The organism is Klenkia taihuensis (assembly GCF_900112525.1).
GTDB classification, from domain to species: Bacteria; Actinomycetota; Actinomycetes; order Mycobacteriales; family Geodermatophilaceae; genus Klenkia; species Klenkia taihuensis.
The window spans coordinates 1,533,158-1,549,204 of record NZ_FOMD01000001.1; the positions used below are offsets into that span (position 1 = coordinate 1,533,158).

Annotated in this window: 19 protein-coding genes; 16 read left to right on the forward strand and 3 right to left on the reverse strand. The window is 75.2% G+C overall.

What is annotated here, in order from left to right:
• Window positions 1-34 precede the first annotated feature (34 nt).
• The 6 genes from BM158_RS07575 to BM158_RS07600 all read left to right on the forward strand — a co-directional run bounded on the left by BM158_RS07575 (window position 35) and on the right by BM158_RS07600 (window position 4,504).
• Complete coding sequence (locus BM158_RS07575) at window positions 35-994, forward strand: FRG domain-containing protein (RefSeq protein ID WP_091555962.1); 960 nt, start codon at window positions 35-37, stop codon at window positions 992-994.
• Between the two features lie 87 nt (window positions 995-1,081).
• On the forward strand, window positions 1,082-2,038 hold the full coding sequence (locus BM158_RS07580; protein WP_091555964.1) for a tyrosine recombinase XerC: 957 nt from the start codon (window positions 1,082-1,084) through the stop codon (window positions 2,036-2,038).
• Between the two features lie 13 nt (window positions 2,039-2,051).
• Complete coding sequence (whiG, locus tag BM158_RS07585; protein ID WP_091555967.1) at window positions 2,052-2,864, forward strand: RNA polymerase sigma factor WhiG; 813 nt, start codon at window positions 2,052-2,054, stop codon at window positions 2,862-2,864.
• Window positions 2,865-2,928: 64 nt separating this feature from the next.
• Window positions 2,929-3,549 carry a class I SAM-dependent methyltransferase gene (locus BM158_RS07590; protein WP_091555969.1) on the forward strand — a complete coding sequence of 207 codons (621 nt, stop codon included), beginning with the start codon at window positions 2,929-2,931 and terminating at the stop codon, window positions 3,547-3,549.
• Window positions 3,546-4,130, forward strand: coding sequence for a hypothetical protein (locus BM158_RS21730; protein ID WP_091555970.1), 585 nt, complete (start codon window positions 3,546-3,548; stop codon window positions 4,128-4,130). The genes BM158_RS07590 and BM158_RS21730 overlap by 4 nt, the downstream gene beginning before the upstream one ends.
• Entirely contained in the window at window positions 4,127-4,504 is a 378-nt protein-coding gene (locus tag BM158_RS07600) for a DUF4267 domain-containing protein (protein WP_091555972.1), read from the forward strand. Before BM158_RS21730 ends, BM158_RS07600 begins: the two co-directional genes overlap by 4 nt.
• A gap of 72 nt (window positions 4,505-4,576) precedes the next feature.
• Here the strand turns inward: BM158_RS07600 and BM158_RS22325 are convergent, their stop codons facing one another.
• The gene (locus BM158_RS22325) at window positions 4,577-5,089 is read right to left on the reverse strand and encodes a M23 family metallopeptidase (RefSeq protein WP_229827577.1); all 513 of its coding nucleotides are present in this window, start codon (window positions 5,087-5,089) and stop codon (window positions 4,577-4,579) included.
• A gap of 325 nt (window positions 5,090-5,414) precedes the next feature.
• Here BM158_RS22325 and rpsB point away from each other — a divergent pair, with 325 nt between their 5' ends.
• From rpsB to BM158_RS07630, 5 genes are all read left to right on the forward strand, one after another.
• Window positions 5,415-6,347: a 30S ribosomal protein S2 gene (gene rpsB / locus BM158_RS07610; protein WP_091555974.1), complete on the forward strand. Its 933-nt coding sequence runs from the start codon at window positions 5,415-5,417 to the stop codon at window positions 6,345-6,347.
• Window positions 6,348-6,431: 84 nt separating this feature from the next.
• Window positions 6,432-7,247 (forward strand): translation elongation factor Ts, encoded by an 816-nt coding sequence (gene tsf, locus BM158_RS07615; protein ID WP_091555976.1) that lies wholly within the window; start codon window positions 6,432-6,434, stop codon window positions 7,245-7,247.
• Between the two features lie 112 nt (window positions 7,248-7,359).
• Window positions 7,360-8,127: a UMP kinase gene (pyrH, locus tag BM158_RS07620; RefSeq protein ID WP_091555977.1), complete on the forward strand. Its 768-nt coding sequence runs from the start codon at window positions 7,360-7,362 to the stop codon at window positions 8,125-8,127.
• 58 nt (window positions 8,128-8,185) lie between these two features.
• Window positions 8,186-8,743 carry a ribosome recycling factor gene (gene frr, locus BM158_RS07625; protein ID WP_091555980.1) on the forward strand — a complete coding sequence of 186 codons (558 nt, stop codon included), beginning with the start codon at window positions 8,186-8,188 and terminating at the stop codon, window positions 8,741-8,743.
• A 32-nt stretch (window positions 8,744-8,775) separates the two neighbouring features.
• Window positions 8,776-9,882 (forward strand): phosphatidate cytidylyltransferase, encoded by a 1,107-nt coding sequence (locus BM158_RS07630; RefSeq protein ID WP_091555981.1) that lies wholly within the window; start codon window positions 8,776-8,778, stop codon window positions 9,880-9,882.
• On the opposite strand, the gene BM158_RS07635 is transcribed toward BM158_RS07630, so the two are convergent.
• Window positions 9,879-10,211 carry a DUF952 domain-containing protein gene (locus BM158_RS07635; RefSeq protein WP_091555983.1) on the reverse strand — a complete coding sequence of 111 codons (333 nt, stop codon included), beginning with the start codon at window positions 10,209-10,211 and terminating at the stop codon, window positions 9,879-9,881. The genes BM158_RS07630 and BM158_RS07635 overlap by 4 nt on opposite strands.
• Before the next feature lie 42 nt (window positions 10,212-10,253).
• Here BM158_RS07635 and BM158_RS07640 point away from each other — a divergent pair, with 42 nt between their 5' ends.
• From BM158_RS07640 to rlmN, 3 genes are all read left to right on the forward strand, one after another.
• A complete protein-coding gene (locus BM158_RS07640) occupies window positions 10,254-10,901 on the forward strand; it encodes a TrmH family RNA methyltransferase (protein WP_091556468.1) in 648 nt (215 codons plus the stop codon).
• Window positions 10,902-10,989: 88 nt separating this feature from the next.
• Complete coding sequence (locus BM158_RS07645) at window positions 10,990-11,790, forward strand: hypothetical protein (protein WP_091555985.1); 801 nt, start codon at window positions 10,990-10,992, stop codon at window positions 11,788-11,790.
• Window positions 11,791-11,856: 66 nt separating this feature from the next.
• Window positions 11,857-13,050: a dual-specificity RNA methyltransferase RlmN gene (gene rlmN / locus BM158_RS07650; RefSeq protein WP_091555986.1), complete on the forward strand. Its 1,194-nt coding sequence runs from the start codon at window positions 11,857-11,859 to the stop codon at window positions 13,048-13,050.
• 14 nt (window positions 13,051-13,064) lie between these two features.
• Here rlmN and BM158_RS07655 read toward each other — a convergent pair whose 3' ends face one another.
• Complete coding sequence (locus tag BM158_RS07655) at window positions 13,065-13,382, reverse strand: DUF2631 domain-containing protein (protein WP_091555988.1); 318 nt, start codon at window positions 13,380-13,382, stop codon at window positions 13,065-13,067.
• A gap of 66 nt (window positions 13,383-13,448) precedes the next feature.
• Here BM158_RS07655 and dxr point away from each other — a divergent pair, with 66 nt between their 5' ends.
• Together dxr and BM158_RS07665 are read left to right on the forward strand one after the other, a co-directional pair.
• Window positions 13,449-14,645: a 1-deoxy-D-xylulose-5-phosphate reductoisomerase gene (gene dxr, locus BM158_RS07660; RefSeq protein ID WP_091555990.1), complete on the forward strand. Its 1,197-nt coding sequence runs from the start codon at window positions 13,449-13,451 to the stop codon at window positions 14,643-14,645.
• Complete coding sequence (locus BM158_RS07665) at window positions 14,603-16,036, forward strand: M50 family metallopeptidase (protein ID WP_229827576.1); 1,434 nt, start codon at window positions 14,603-14,605, stop codon at window positions 16,034-16,036. Before dxr ends, BM158_RS07665 begins: the two co-directional genes overlap by 43 nt.
• Window positions 16,037-16,047 lie beyond the last annotated feature (11 nt).

The following is a 16,047-nucleotide window of genomic DNA, read 5'->3' on the forward strand; positions in this document are numbered from 1 at the left end:
GGTGGTGTCGACCGGCAGGGCGGAGACTGACGGGGTGGCTGAGCAGGTCGACCCGCAGTGGGTGCGCGGCGGGTGGGGGTACCGCGTGCAGACCCAGGACGAGGCCTTCCGGGCGATCATGCGCATCGTCTCGCTCGCGCCGGGCCGCCAGTACGTGTGGCGTGGCTCGACCGACCGGCGCCACCGGGTGCGCTCCTCGCTGCTCCGCGAGCTGATCGTGGACGAAGCCGAGCCGCTGCCCGACGAGCTGCTGGTGCGGCAGAACGAGCTGGCGATCCTGCGCGAGGCCCGTGCGTGGGGTCTCGCCCCCGAGGTCGGCCCGCTCGCCTCCGACCTCCACCTGCTCGCGCACCTGCAGCACCACGGTCTCCCGACCCGGCTGCTCGACGTCACCCACAACCCGATGACGGCGCTCTGGTTCGCCTGCGAGGGGGAGGACGACGTCGGCGGGGTGCTCCTCGCGTTCGACGTCACCGGCCTGCCGACCTACCCGGCCAGCGACCCCCAGCAGCAGACCGGGGGCCTGCCGTCCGAACCGCTGGCCTGGGGCCTGCGACGTGCCCTCAGGCTGTCCGCGCTCCACGCGCAGCCCTTCCTCGTCCGCCCGACCGTCCCCGATGCCCGGACGGCAGCGCAGGAGGCACTCTTCCTCTCCGGGGTCGTGCCGAGGACCGGCCCGGGCGGCGGCATCGACGGGTTGCCGATCCAGCTCGGGCGCCCGCCGGGCAAGGAGAAGCTGACCGTGCTGTTCGGCGAGGGGCGACGCCAGGCAGGGCGGCCGACGAAGCTGCCGTTCTGCGCGCTCGTCGTCCCGCCCGACCTGAAAGCCACCATCAGGAACCACCTGACGGCGCTGAACCGGCGGCGCAGCGTGCTGTACCCGGACGTCGACGGGTTCCGGGACGCCTACCGCGGGAGCCACGTCGACCTGGACCTGGGAGCTGTCCGGTCGGTGGTCTCCGCCCACGACGACGTGGACGCGGGCACCCGCTGAGAGGTCCCCCCCGTCGCCCCACCGGCCGGGTGCCCGATCGGCGAGCCCGGTTGACCAGGCCCCGGGCGCTCGCGCAGGCTCGGGGACGTGACCGGTCGGACCGCCGCCCAGCGCGCGGCCCTGCCCCCGGCGCTGGCCGAGCCGCTGGACGCCTGGGTGGAGCACCTCACCGCCGGCCGCGACCTGTCCGCGCACACGGTGCGCGCCTACACCGGCGACGTGGTCTCCGTGCTCGACCACCTGGTCCGCCGTGGCGGCACGCAGGTCACCGACCTGGACCTCGGCACCCTGCGCAGCTGGCTCGCGCTCGGTCGCACCCGCGGCGACGGGAGGTCGACCACCGCCCGCCGCGCCGCGTCGGCACGCAGCTTCACCGCGCACCTGCGGCGCACCGGCGCGACCCCCGAGGACGTCGGCCTGCGGCTGGCCAGTCCTCGGGCCCACCGCACCCTCCCCGAGGTGCTCACCGCCGACCAGGCCCGCGCGGTGGCCGAGACGCCCCGCCCGCTGCCCGAGGACGCCGGGCCCGAGCAGGCGGCGGTCGCGCTGCGCGACGCGCTCGTGGTCGACCTGCTCTACGCCAGCGGCATCCGGGTCGCCGAGCTGGTGGGTCTCGACCTGGACGACGTCGACCACGGCCGGCGGCTGCTGCGGGTGCTCGGAAAGGGGCGCAAGGAGCGCAGCGTGCCCTTCGGCGTCCCCGCCGAGCGGGCGCTGCGGGCGTGGCTGTCCGACGGCCGGCCGGTGCTGGCCCGCGAGGGCAGCGGCCCGGCGCTGCTGCTGGGTCTGCGCGGCGGCCGGTTGGACCCCCGGGAGGTGCGGCGCGTGGTGCACGCGGCCACCGCGGCGGTGCCCGGGGCCCCGGACCTGGGCCCGCACGGCCTGCGGCACTCCGCGGCCACCCACGTCCTGGAGGGTGGTGCCGACCTGCGGTCGGTCCAGGAGCTGCTCGGCCACGCTAGCCTCGCCACGACGCAGATCTACACGCACGTGACGGTCGACCGGCTCCGGGCGGTCCACGCGGCGGCCCACCCACGGGCCTGAGGAGGAGCACACGGTGACGGGGACCAGCCAGACCGACGCGCGCAAGGACGACCGGGCCGACACGTCGGCCGCGGACGCCGCCCTGGCCGAGCTCTGGGCGCGGTACGTCTCGGGCCGCGACGCCGCGCTCCGCGACCGGCTGATCCTGCACTACGCGCCGCTGGTCAAGTACGTCGCCGGCCGGGTGGGGTCGGGCCTGCCGGCCCACGTCGAGCAGGCCGACCTGGTCTCCTACGGCACCTTCGGCCTCATCGACGCGATCACCCGCTACGAGCCCTCGCGCGAGGTCAAGTTCGAGAGCTACGCGATGGCCCGCATCCGCGGCGCGATCATCGACGAGCTGCGCTCCACCGACTGGATCCCGCGGTCGGTGCGCATGCGGGCCCGCGAGTTCGAGCGCACCGTCGCCTCCCTGGAGACCACGCTCCAGCGCAGCCCCACCGACAGCGAGGTCGCCGACGCGATGGGCGTCGGCGTCGAGGAGATCCGCAAGTTCCTCGGCCAGCTGTCGCTGGTCAACGTGGTCGCCTTGGACGAGCTGCTCGGCGACGACGAGGGCGGTGCACCCCGGCTGGTCGACACGCTGAAGGACACCTCCGCCCTCGACCCGCAGGCCATGGCCGAGCACGGGGAGGCCCGCCAGCTGCTGGCCCGCGCGGTCGAGCAGCTGCCCGACCGGGAGAAGGTCGTGGTCAGCCTCTACTACTTCGAGGGCCTGACCCTGGCCGAGATCGGCCGGGTCCTCGGGGTCACCGAGAGCCGCATCTGCCAGCTGCACACCAAGGCCGTCCTGCACCTGCGCACCAAGCTCGCCGACATCGCCTGACACCCGGCGGACCGCCCGGTCCGCCGGCGCGTACAGCCCCCCGCGGGCCGGGTAGCGCGGGGCGGTGACCGCGAACCGGCGCCCGCCGCCCACCCTCGTCGACGCCACCCGGCTGTGGGTCGACAGCAGGCCGAGGTACGACGCCGGGCTGCGCTGGGAGGGGGCGACCCTGGCCCGGCTCGGCGCCCGGGGCGAGCAGTGCCTGGACGTCGGCACCGGGCGCCGCGGGCTCGGCGCCCGGGTCGCGGTGACCGCGCTCGGGGCCCGGCAGGTGCGCGCCGTCGACCTGCACCAGGCGTCGGTGGAGTCCGCCCGGCGGGCGCTGGCCGACCTGGGCGACCGGGTCACCGTCGAGCGCGCCGACGCGACCGCGCTGCCGGTGCCCGACGGCAGCCAGGACCTGGTCGTGTCGCTGCACACCCTGCACCACCTCCCGGACTGGACCGCCGCGCTCGCCGAGTACGCCCGGGTGCTGCGCCCGGGAGGCCGGCTGGCCTACACCGAGCTGACCGCCCGGCTGCTGGACGCCCGCTGGTTCCGGCTGGTGTCCCGGCACCCGGCCGACCGGTTCACCGAGGACGAGCTCCTGGTCGGGCTGGAGGACGCGGGGTTCGACGTCCCGGCGCGGACCCACCGCAGCCGCGCGGGGGGCCGGTGGCTGCTGGGCGTGGCCACCCGGCGGTGAACGCCGCTGCCGGGACCGGCGTGCGCGCGGTGCTGGCCGCCGCCCTGGCGCTGCTGGTCCGCCACCGCCGGCGGGCTTACGCGGCGGCCGCGGTGGCCACCGCGGCCAACACCGTGCCCGACGTCCTCCGTCAGGTGCTGGTCTGGGAGGACCCCGACCGGTGGCACGCGCTGGCCGTCGACGTCGTCGGCGTCGCCACCGCGGTCGTGGCCCAGCTCTGGGTCACCGGTGCCCTGCTCGACCTGCCCCGCGGTGGCCCGGCCCGGTGGCGGGGCGCCCTGGTCCGGGGGACGGCGGTCGGCTGGCGGGCGTTGCGCCGCGCACCGGGCACGGTGCTGGCGGGCGTGGTCGCCGGCGGTGCGGTGTCGGCGGTGCTCACCGTCCCCGCCTCGGTCGCCGCCCTGGGGGCGGACCGGGTCCTCGGCCCGCTCGACACGCCGGGTGCGGGAGCCTTCGCGGTGGCGGCCGCCAGCGATGCGCTGGCCAGCGTCGTGACGCTGCCCTTCCTCGCCCTCGTGCTGGTGCTCGTCGGCTGCGCCCCGGTTCGGCCTGGTGACCGGCGGGCACCGGACCGCCCATGACCGCACCGTGGGCCACGACCCGGCTGTCCATCGGCTCCCTCTCGATGTGGCTGGGGACGGTGGCGCTGTTCGCCCCCCGCCGGATGGCCCGCCTGCTGGGGGTCGACGCACGCGCCACCTCACGGGACCGGGCACTGCCGCTGCTGGTCCGCCTCGTCGCCGCACGCAACATCGCGATGGGCGCCGCACTGCTGGCCAGCCCCGCCCCGCAGGCGCGGCGCACCACCGAGGTGACGCTGCTGCTCACCGCGGTCGACGCCGCGGCGGTGCTCGTGGCCACCCGGCAGGGCGACACCCGCACCCGCAGCGCCGTCCTGTCCCTGCTCGTGCTCGCCACCAGTGCCGCCGGCGCGGTGCACTGGCACCGCGACTGACCCGCCGGCGCCGCCGGCGGTGGCGCCGCACCGACGACGCGTGGCGACTGTGGTCCCACCAGGGCACCCCGGTCAGACCCACGGCAGCAGCCGGACCCGCGGGGGAGTGAGCAGCCGCAGCGGGTCCAGGTAGGCCGACGGGCCCGTGCGGGCGCCCCAGTGCAGGCAGGCCGCCGCCGGGCAGCCGGGGTGGCCGGGCAGCAGCACCCCGAGCGGGGACCCGCGGGCCACCGCCTGCCCCGCCGCGACACCCGGCTGCACCGGCTCGTAGGTGGTCCGCACGCCGTCGGGGTGGTCGACGCTGACCACCGGGCGACCGGCGACCAGCCCGGCGAACGCCACCACCCCCGCGCCGGCCGAGAGCACTGCTGCGCCCGGGACGGCCGCGAGGTCGACGCCGCGGTGCCCGGCCCCGTAGACGGTGGCCGGCGGGTCGAAGGGGCGGGTGACCGCGGGGACGCCGTCCAGCGGCCAGCGGTAGAGCCCGGCGGCAGCCGCCGACGGTGCGGCGGACGCCGCCGGGCCCGCCCCGGTGAGCAGGGCACCGGCGAGCACGACGAGCAGGACGAGGCGGAGGACGGGCACCCCGCGACCGTCCCCGCCGCGGGGCCGGCGCGGGGGAGGCGGAGCGGATCTGTGGACGGCGGCCGGGGCTGTGGAGGACCGCGGACGGGGACACCCGGGCAGCGGGTATGCTCGCCCCTGCGACCGGTCCGAGGCCGGTCGACTTCGCGCGTCCTCCTCCCACCCCAGCGGTGGGGCGGCGCCCACCCCGGTCCCGTCCAGCACGGGTGCAGGTGGCCCGCAGGACGCCAGGGCGGTGCACCACCCGGTGCGCCGCGACAACCGGGAAGCGCGGTGGACCGGCCGGAGGGCCGGGTGCCGCGCGTGCACAGAGAGGCGGCGCCACGTGGCTGTCGTCACCATGAAGAACCTGCTCGACAGCGGGGTCCACTTCGGGCACCAGACCCGTCGCTGGAACCCGAAGATGAAGCGCTTCATCTTCACCGAGCGCAACGGCATCTACATCATCGACATCCAGCAGACGCTGGGCTACATCGACCAGGCCTACGAGTTCGTGAAGCAGACCGTCGCGCACGGCGGTTCGATCATGTTCATCGGGACCAAGCGCCAGGCGCAGGAGGTCATCGCCGAGCAGGCGACCCGGGTCGGCATGCCCTACGTCAACCAGCGCTGGCTGGGCGGCATGCTCACCAACTTCCAGACCGTCTTCAAGCGCCTCGAGCGCCTGAAGGAGCTGGAGGACCTGGAGCAGACCGGCGCGATCAACGGCCTGACCAAGAAGGAGCAGCTGGTCCTCTCCCGCGAGAAGGCCAAGCTCGAGCGCTCCCTCGGCGGCATCCGGGACATGAAGAAGGTCCCGAGCGCCGTGTGGGTCGTCGACACCAAGAAGGAGCACATCGCCGTCGGCGAGGCCCGCAAGCTGGGCATCCCCGTCGTCGCGATCCTCGACACCAACTGCGACCCCGACGAGGTCGACTACAAGATCCCGGGCAACGACGACGCCATCCGCAGCGCCGCCCTGCTGACCCGCGTGATCGCCGACGCCGTCGCCGAGGGCCTGATGGCCCGCTCGGCCGCGCAGGCCAACGCCGGCCGCGGTGAGGGCGACGCCCCCGCCGGTGCCGAGGCCGAGCCGCTGGCCGACTGGGAGAAGGAGCTGCTGACCGGTGGGCAGGGCGCCGACGCCGCCGCGCCGGCCGACAGCTCCGTCCCGGCCGCGCCGGAGCAGGAGTCCGTGGTCAGCGAGCAGGAGCAGGCGCCCAACGCCGGCGACCCCGCCGTGACCGAGATCGTCCAGGACAGCACGAACCAGGCGTGACCCGACGGCGCCGCCGTCCGTCCGCGAGGTCGGACGGCGGCGCCGCGGCGTGTCCCCACCCGTTCCCACAGAAGAGGAAGTGACATGGCTGCTGTCACCGCTGCCGACGTCAAGCGTCTCCGCGACGCCGCCGGCGCCGGCATGATGGACTGCAAGAAGGCCCTCACCGAGGCCGACGGCGACTACGACAAGGCCGTCGAGATCCTGCGCGTCAAGGGCGCCAAGGACGTCGGCAAGCGGCTGGAGCGCTCCACCACCAACGGGCTGGTCGTCAGCCGCGACGGTGCGCTGCTCGAGCTCGACTGCGAGACCGACTTCGTCGCCAAGAACACCGACTTCGCCGCGCTGGCCGAGCGGCTGCTCGACATCGCGCTGGAGCACAAGCCGGCCGACGCCGCCGCGCTGCTGGCCACCGAGGTCGACGGCCAGACCGTCGAGAAGCTGGTCGAGGGCGAGTCCGCCCGCATCGGCGAGAAGCTGGTGCTCTCCCGGGTCGCCATCTTCGACGGCCCGACCGCGACCTACCTGCACAAGCGGGCCACCGACCTGCCCCCGGCCATCGGCGTCGCGGTGCAGTACTCGGCCGGCTCCGAGGACGCCGCGCGGTCGCTGGCGATGCACATCGCCGCCGCCCGCCCGCGCTACCTGACCCGCGACGAGGTCCCGGCCGAGGCCGTGGAGACCGAGCGCCGCGTGGCCGAGCAGACCGCGAAGGAGGAGGGCAAGCCCGAGCAGGCGATCTCCAAGATCGTCGAGGGGCGCGTCAACTCCTACTACAAGGACTTCGTCCTCCTCGAGCAGCCCTCCATCACCGAGCCCAAGCGCACGGTGAAGCAGGTCATCGACGAGGCCGGGCTCACCGTCGACCGGTTCGCCCGGTTCGAGGTCGGCCAGTCCTGATCCACGCTCCGGCCCCGTCCCCCGCACCGGGGGGCGGGGCCGGAGGTCTGTCCGGCCCCGGTCGGGCAGGATGCGAGACGACACCACCCGCGAGAGGACCACGAGACCGCCGATGACCGACCAGCTCCCGCTGTCCGCCCCCACCGCCTTCAAGGCCGCCGGCACGGACGGCTACGACCGCGTCCTGCTGAAGCTGTCGGGCGAGGCGTTCGGGGGTGGCGGCGTCGGCGTCGACCCCGCCGTGATCCGTGACATCGCCGAGCAGCTGGCCACCGTGGTCAGCCGGGGCACCCAGGTCGCCATCGTCGTGGGCGGCGGCAACTTCTTCCGCGGCGCCGAGCTCTCCCAGGCCGGCATGGACCGCGGGCACGCCGACTACATGGGCATGCTCGGCACGGTCATGAACTGCCTGGCCCTGCAGGACTTCTGCGAGAAGGCCGGCATCGAGACCCGCGTGCAGACCGCCATCACCATGGGCCAGGTCGCCGAGCCCTACATCCCGCGCAAGGCCATGCGGCACCTGGAGAAGGGCCGCGTCGTCATCTTCGGCGCCGGCGCGGGCATGCCCTACTTCTCCACCGACACCGTCGCCGCCCAGCGGGCCCTGGAGATCGAGTGCCAGGTCCTGCTCATGGCCAAGAACGGCGTGGACGGCGTGTACACCGCCGACCCCCGCACCGACCCCACCGCGACCATGTACTCCGACCTGGACTACTCGACCGTGCTGGCCGACCAGCTCGCCGTCGCCGACGCCACCGCGATCAGCCTGTGCATGGACAACCGCATGCCGATCGTGGTGTTCAACCTGCTCCAGGACGGGAACATCGCCCGTGCGGTCGCGGGTGAGAGGATCGGCACGTTGATCAGCCGGTCCGCCTGAGGCCACCGGCACCGACCACCCCGCACCACCGGCCCGCGGGCCACAGGAGGAGACACACGTGATCGACGACACCCTGCTCGACGCCGAGGAGCGGATGGACAAGGCCCTGTCGGTCGCCCGCGAGGACCTCGGCTCGGTCCGCACCGGCCGCGCCGCGCCGAGCATGTTCAACCGGATCGTCGTCGACTACTACGGCGCGCCCACCCCGGTGCCGCAGATGGCCTCCATCACCGTCCCCGAGGCGCGGATGGCCGTCATCAAGCCCTACGACGCCGGCCAGCTGAACGCCATCGAGACCGCGATCCGCAACTCCGACCTCGGCGTCAACCCGAGCAACGACGGCCAGATCATCCGGGTCAACTTCCCGCAGCTGACCGAGGAGCGCCGCCGCGACCTGGTCAAGCAGGCCCGGTCCAAGGGCGAGGACGCCAAGATCGCGATCCGCAACGTGCGCCGCCGGGCCAAGGAGGAGCTCGACCGCATCGTCAAGGACGGCGAGGCCGGCGAGGACGACGTCCGCCGCGCGGAGAAGGACCTCGACGACCTCACCGCCCAGCACGTGGCCGGCATCGACGAGGCCATGAAGAACAAGGAAGCCGAGCTGCTCGAGGTCTGAGCGGCCCCGCACCAGCCGACGCCGAGCACCCGATGGCCGCCGTCCCGACCCCGCCCCCCGGTCCGCAGCGACCGGGCCGTGGGCGTGCCCGGGTCGCGGAGCCCTCGACCGAGGCGCTGCCGCTGGTCGGCCGGCCGCCGGCCGGCGGCGCCGCACGGCCGGTGCCGCCGCTGCCGCGGGTGCTGCCCACCGTGCCCGACGGCGACGGCCCAGGCGACCGCGACGCAGCCGCCGACGGCGAGGAGCCGCCGGTGACGGCGCTGCCCGACGCACTGGGTGCCGAGGCCACCGGCCGGCCGCCGGCCGAGACCCCCTCGGGCGCCCCCCGGGTCAGCCGGGCCGGGCGCGACCTGGGCGCCGCCGTCGGCGTCGGTGCCGGGCTCGGCGCGGTGGTCATCGCCTCGCTGTTCCTCTACCGGCCGAGCTTCCTGCTCGTCGTCGCCCTGGCCGTGGTGGTCAGCGTGACCGAGCTGGTGCGGGCGCTGGACAACGGCGGCTACCGGCCCCCGCTGCCCCCGGTGCTGGTCGGCGGCGTGCTGATGCTGGGCCTGGCCTGGGTCCGCGGGCCCTCGGGTCTGGTGGTGGCCTTCTTCACCACCGTGGTGGCGGTGCTGCTCTGGCGGCTGGGCGACGGGCCCGTGGGCTACCTGCGCGACACGTCCGCCGCCGTCCTGGTGGCGCTCTACGTGCCGCTGCTGGCCGGGTTCGCGGTGCTGCTGCTGGCGCCCGACGACGGCGCGGCCCGGGTGCTGCTGTTCATCGCGACCGTGGTCTGCAGCGACGTGGGCGGCTACGCGGCCGGCGTGCTGTTCGGCAAGCACCCGATGGCCAAGCGGATCAGCCCGAAGAAGTCCTGGGAGGGCTTCGCCGGGTCGGTCACCGCCTGCGTGCTGATCGGCGTGCTGGTCATCACCCTCACCTTCCACGGGCCGTGGTGGGGCGGGGTGGTGTTCGGCGTGGCGATGGCCGCGACCGCGACGGTCGGCGACCTGGCGGAGTCGCTGATCAAGCGCGACCTCGGCATCAAGGACATGGGCACGCTGCTGCCCGGCCACGGCGGCCTGATGGACCGGATGGACTCCCTGCTGCCCTCGGCGGTCGTGGCCTACCTGCTGCTGTCCGCGCTCGTCCCGGCCTAGAGGGGCGGCGGGTCGCCCGCGCCGCGCGGGCGGGGCCAGGGCACCGCGCGGACGACGGCGTCCACCGGCAACCGGCCGTACAGGTGCGGGAACCGCATCGCCGCCGGGTCCCCGGGCACGCCGGGCTCCCAGCGGACCGGGTCGGTCAGCCGTCGCTCGTCGACCACCAGCAGGACGACGTCGTCCCGGTCGTCGAACAGCCGCTGCGCGGGCAGGTGCACCTGCTCGGGCGCGGACAGGTGCACGAAGCCCACCTCGGGCAGCGGGTCGACGCCGCCCCGGGCCGAGGCCTGCGCCCAGTCGGGCACGGTGATCAGGTGGAGCAGCACGCACCGGACTCAACCACCCACCGACCGACCTAGGCTGCCGTGGTGGACGAGCAGGCCGGACCGACCGAGTGGGGGAGCACGGTCGGGGTCGGGCCGTGGGTGGGCCCGTGGCCCCAGGACCCGCGCTACGACCCGCGGTTGCTGGCCGAGGGCGACCGCCGCAACGTCGTCGACCGCTACCGGTACTGGACTGTCGAGGCGGTCGTGGCCGACCTGGACCGTCGCCGGCACGACTTCCACGTGGCGATCGAGAACTTCGGCCACGACCTGAACATCGGGACGGTGGTCCGCACCGCCAACGCCTTCCTCGCCGCCGAGGTGCACGTGATCGGCCGGCGTCGGTGGAACCGGAGGGGCGCGATGGTCACCGACCGCTACCAGCACCTGCGCCACCACCCCGACGTCGCCGGGCTGCTGGACCACGCCCGGGGTGCCGGCCTGGCCGTGGTGGCGGTGGACAACGGCCCCGGCGCGGTGCCGCTGGAGACCGCCGAGCTGCCCCGGCGGTGCGTCCTGCTGTTCGGCGAGGAGGGCCCGGGCCTGACCGCGGAGGCCCGCGCCGGGGCCGACCTGACCGTCTCCATCTCGCAGTTCGGGTCCACCCGGTCGCTCAACGCCGGGGTCGCTGCCGGCATCGCCATGCACGGCTGGGTCCGCCAGCACGCCGACCTCACCGGCGGTGACCACTAGATCGCTGTGGGTCGTCGCGCCTCCGCGGTGGACGGACCGGCGGGCGGCAGCATGGTCCCGCTCGCCGTGCCCGCCCCGAGGAGTTCCCGTGACCGGTCCCGCCGTCCCGCCGCCGGGCGGGTCACCCGACCCCGGCGACGGCTGGGACGACGGCTGGCTGCCCGACTGGGTGACCGCGACGCCGTCGGGGGAGCCGCCGGCGGCGACGCCCCGGGCACCGGCCCCGCCCGCGGTGCCGCTGGGCCGCCGGGTGGCGGTCGCCGTGGCCGCGGTGGCGCTGGTCGTCACCGCCGTGCTGCTCGCCGCGGTCGTCGGCGGTCCGGCCGCGGTGCCCGCAGCGACCGGTGCCCCGGCGACGCCGTCGAGCAGTGCAGCTCCCCGGGCCGGTGCCGTCCCGCTCGGCTCACCGGGCACGGGGCCCGTGTCCACGGCGTCCGCGCCGGTGTCGGCGTCCCCGGCCGCCGGCGACCCGACGACCGACCCGGTTCCCCGCCCCGCCGCGACGGCGGCCGCGCCCCCGGTCGCGGTCGTCGTCCCGGACCCGCCCGCGCCCACCCCCGCGCCTGCGACTCCGGCGGTCACCGACCCGGGCGTCGCCACCCCGCCGGCCGCGGACCCGGCCGGCCCGGTCGTCGCGGCCCCCACGCACGGCGGCGACACGGGGCCGACCACGGCACCCACGTCGGCACCCACGACGGCACCCACGTCGGCACCCTCGACGGCCCCCACGACGGCGTCCGCGCCGCCGTCGACGACCGCCCCCGCGCCGACCGACCCGACCGGTGTGCCGGACCCGAGCACCCCGCCCGCCCCCGACCCCGGCAGCGGTACCGGGAGCGAGCCCGTCGACCCGGACCCGGTCACCGCCACGGACACCCCCGCGGGCTGAGCGGGAGCGATCTCACCCACCCGGCGGGCGCACGACACCCCCGGGCAGTGGGACAGTGGTGCGGTCATGACTGCCGACACCACCGAGCCCACCGGGGCCCGCGACCCGCTGCCCCTGGTCTTCGAGGCCCCGCGCCGGGCGGCCAAGCCCCCGCGCCACCTCGCCGACCTCACCCGCGAGCAGGCCCGCGCCGCCGTCGCCGAGCTCGGCCACCCCGCCTTCCGGGCCGACCAGCTCGCCCGGCACTTCTACGCCGGGGTGACCGACCCGGCCGCGATGACCGACCTGCCCGCCGCTGCCCGCGCCGACCTCGTCGAGGCCATGCTGCCCGGCCTGCTCACCGTGGTCCGGCACCAGAGCGCCGACGGCGGCCGCACCCGCAAGACCCTGTGGCGGCTGCACGACGGCGCACTGGTCGAGAGCGTGCTCATGCGCTACCCGGACCGGGCCACGGTCTGCATCTCCAGCCAGGCCGGCTGCGGCATGGCCTGCCCCTTCTGCGCCACCGGCCAGGGCGGGCTGACCCGCAACCTGTCGGCCGCCGAGATCATCGGCCAGGCCGTCGCCGCGGCGGCGGCGATGGCCTCGGGGGAGATCCCCGGCGGGCCCGGCCGGCTGTCCAACGTGGTCTTCATGGGCATGGGTGAGCCGCTGGCCAACTACAACCGGGTGCGCACCACCCTCGACGCGCTGCTCACCCCGGCGCCGCACGGCCTGGGCCTGGCGCAGCGGTCGGTGACCGTGTCGACCGTCGGGCTGGTGCCGGCCATCCACCGGCTCACCGAGGAGGGCCTCAACGTCACCCTCGCGGTGAGCCTGCACGCCCCCGACGACGAGCTGCGCGACACACTGGTGCCGGTGAACACCCGGTGGAACGTGACCGAGGTGCTCGAGGCCGCCGACGCCTACGCCCGCCGCACCGGCCGCCGGTACTCCATCGAGTACGCCCTCATCCGCGACGTCAACGACCAGCCCTTCCGCGCGGACCTGCTTGGCCGGCGGCTGGCCAAGCGGCTGGCCCACGTGAACCTGATCCCGCTCAACCCGACCCCGGGGAGCAAGTGGGACGCCAGCCCCCTGCCCGCGCAGCGCGAGTTCGTGGCCCGGCTGCGGGCCCACGGCGTGGCGACGACGGTGCGCGACACCCGCGGCCAGGACATCGACGGCGCCTGCGGTCAGCTGGCGGCCAGCGAGGTCCCCGGGATCCCGTCGGTGGCCGCGCCGCAGCCCGAGCTCGAGGAGACCGTGCCCCTCGGCTGAGCCGCGGCCTCAGCTCACTCCGAGCGCCAGGCGTTCTTCCGGCGGCGCCAGTCCCACACCAGGATCACCAGCAGGCCGGCGGCGATCGCGTTGAGCCAGATGTTCTCGACGTCGCCCTCGTGGTTGGTGAACTGGAACGAGAACAGGATCAGCGCGGCGATGACCACGCCGATGCGACCCTTCTTGCCGGTCTCGCCGTGCCAGCCCCAGTCCTCCGGGCGGTCCGCGTCGTGCACCGGCTGCGAGCCGGCACGGACGATGGCCTCCTCGCGGTTGGACTGGGCGACGACGGTCGCGCTGGTCTGCTGGCCGAGGTGGTCGTTGCCGCTCACCCACCCATCATGGCAGGCCCGCACCCGGCGCACGCGGCAGCACGACGGGTCGGCTTGGATGGGTGCATGAGCGAGCCCCGCACGGTCACCGTCCTGGGGTCCACCGGCTCCATCGGCACCCAGGCCCTGCAGGTCGTGGCGGCCAACCCCGACCGGCTGCGGATCACCGGCCTGGCCGCCGGCGGCTCGGACGTCGCGCTGCTCGCCGAGCAGGCCCTGACCCTCGGGGTCGACACCGTCGCCGTCGCCCGGGCCACCGCCGCGCAGGACCTGCAACTGGCCTTCTACGCGGCCGCCCAGCAGCGCGGCTGGTCCGAGGGCCGCTACCGGCTCCCCGAGATCCTGGCCGGCCCGCGCGCCGCCGAGGAGCTCGCCGCCCGGCCGGCCGACGTCGTCCTCAACGGCATCACCGGCTCGATCGGGCTGGGCCCCACCCTGGCCGCCCTGCACGCCGGGCGGACCGTGGCGCTGGCCAACAAGGAGTCCCTCGTCGCCGGCGGCGCCCTGGTCACCGCGGCCGCGGCCCCGGGGCAGCTGCTGGCGGTGGACTCCGAGCACTCCGCGCTGGCGCAGTGCCTGCGCAGCGGTGCCCGGGGAGAGGTGGCCCGGCTGGTGCTCACCGCCAGCGGGGGGCCCTTCCGCGGCCGGTCGGCCGACGAGCTGGCCGACGTCACGGTCGAGCAGGCGCTGGCCCACCCGACCTGGGCGATGGGCCCGGTGGTGACCGTCAACAGCTCGACGCTGGTGAACAAGGGCCTGGAGGTCATCGAGGCGCACCTGCTCTTCGGCGTCCCCTACGCCGAGATCGACGTCGTCGTCCACCCGCAGTCGATCGTGCACTCGATGGTCACCTTCGTCGACGGCGCCACGATCGCCCAGGCCAGCCCGCCGGACATGCGGCTGCCGATCGCGCTGGCGCTGGGCTGGCCCGACCGGCTGCCCCACGTGCAGCCCGCCCTGGACTGGACGGCGGCGTCGGCGTGGGAGTTCGCCCCGCTGGACGACGAGGCCTTCCCCTCGGTGCGGCTGGCGCGGCAGGCGGGGGAGGCCGGGGGCGTCGTCCCGGCGATGTACAACGCGGCCAACGAGGAGGCGGTGGCCGCCTTCCTGGCGGGGCACCTGCGGTTCCCAGGGATCGTGCAGACGATCGCGCGTACCCTCGACGCGGCGCCGGACCTCGGCGTCCCCACCGCCGTCGAGGACGTGCTGGCCGCCGAGAGGTGGGCCCGGGAGCACGCCCGCGCCGCGATCGCCGGAGGCTGACCCTGAGCACGATCCTGCTGACCGTCCTCGGGATCGTCGCGTTCTTCCTCGGGCTGCTGTTCTCCATCGGCTTCCACGAGTTCGGGCACTTCTACTGGGCCCGGAAGTTCGGCATGCGGGTGCCGCAGTTCATGGTCGGCTTCGGGCCCACCCTGTTCTCCCGGCGCCGCGGGGAGACCGAGTACGGCGTCAAGTGGATCCCGCTGGGCGGCTACATCCGCATCGTCGGCATGATCCCGCCGGCCGAGGAGGGCGAGAGCACGCGCGCCACCCGGATGCGCAGCTTCATCGCCGAGGTCCGCGGGGCGGCGCTCAACGACGTGCTGCCCACCGACGGCGACCGCGTCTTCTACAGGAAGCCCTGGTGGCAGCGGGTCGTGGTCATGTCGGCCGGGCCGCTGCACAACCTGCTCCTGGCCGTCGTGCTGTTCACCCTGACGCTGACCACCATCGGCACCCAGGTGCTCACCACCACCCTGGCGTCCGTGCCGGCCTGCGTGCTGCCCTCCAACGCCGCGACCCTCACCGACGACTACACCGACGAGCAGCGCTGCGGGACCCCGCTGGTCACCACCGGCCCGCAGCAGGGCCAGGTCTGCGAGGAGGGGACGGCGGACTGCGCCGTCCCCGCGCAGAGCCCCGCCGCCGAGGCCGGGTTGCAGCCCGGCGACACCATCACCGCCATCGACGGCCGGGAGCTGGACCCCACCGCCTGGGACTCCTGGACCCAGGTGCAGACCGCGGTCCGCGCCTCGCCGGACCAGCCGTTGACCCTCACCGTGCTGCGGGACGGCGCGGAGCAGCAGGTCACGGTCACCCCCATCCCGAACACCGTGGCCAGCCTGGACGGCGAGGGCACCGTCAGCGCGGGCTACCTCGGCGTGAGCCCCGCCGGCACCCTGGCCCGGCAGTCGATCACCGAGGTGCCCTCCTACTTCGGCAACATCGTGGCCAACTCCGTGGACCGGCTGCTGGAGATCCCCGAGCGCATCCCGGCGCTGTTCGGCGCCGCGTTCCTCGGTGACGAGCGCGACGAGAACGGCCCGATCGGCATCGTCGGGGTGGGCCGCATCTCCGGCGAGGTGTTCTCCCTGAGCCAGTTCAGCGGGCTGGAGAAGCTGAGCTTCTTCCTGGGCCTGCTGGCCAGCGTCAACCTGGTGCTGTTCCTGTTCAACCTGCTGCCGATCTACCCGCTGGACGGCGGGCACGTGGCCGGGGCGCTCTACGAGAAGGCCCGCTCCACCGTCGCCCGCTGGCGCGGCAAGGCCGACCCCGGCCCCTTCGACATCGCCCGGCTCATGCCGGTGGCCTACGTGGTCGCCGGCCTGTTCATCGCGCTGTCGGCACTGCTGCTGGTGGCCGACGTGGTCAACCCGATCACGCTGCAGTAGGCCGCCCAGGT

Coding starts and splice junctions, on each gene's coding strand:
- BM158_RS07600 (WP_091555972.1), top strand. CDS start 4,127: ATGACCGCACCGTGGGCCACGACCCGGCTGTCCATCGGCTCCCTCTCG.
- tsf (WP_091555976.1), top strand. CDS start 6,432: ATGGCTGCTGTCACCGCTGCCGACGTCAAGCGTCTCCGCGACGCCGCC.
- pyrH (WP_091555977.1), top strand. CDS start 7,360: ATGACCGACCAGCTCCCGCTGTCCGCCCCCACCGCCTTCAAGGCCGCC.
- dxr (WP_091555990.1), top strand. CDS start 13,449: ATGAGCGAGCCCCGCACGGTCACCGTCCTGGGGTCCACCGGCTCCATC.
- BM158_RS07630 (WP_091555981.1), top strand. CDS start 8,776: ATGGCCGCCGTCCCGACCCCGCCCCCCGGTCCGCAGCGACCGGGCCGT.
- rlmN (WP_091555986.1), top strand. CDS start 11,857: ATGACTGCCGACACCACCGAGCCCACCGGGGCCCGCGACCCGCTGCCC.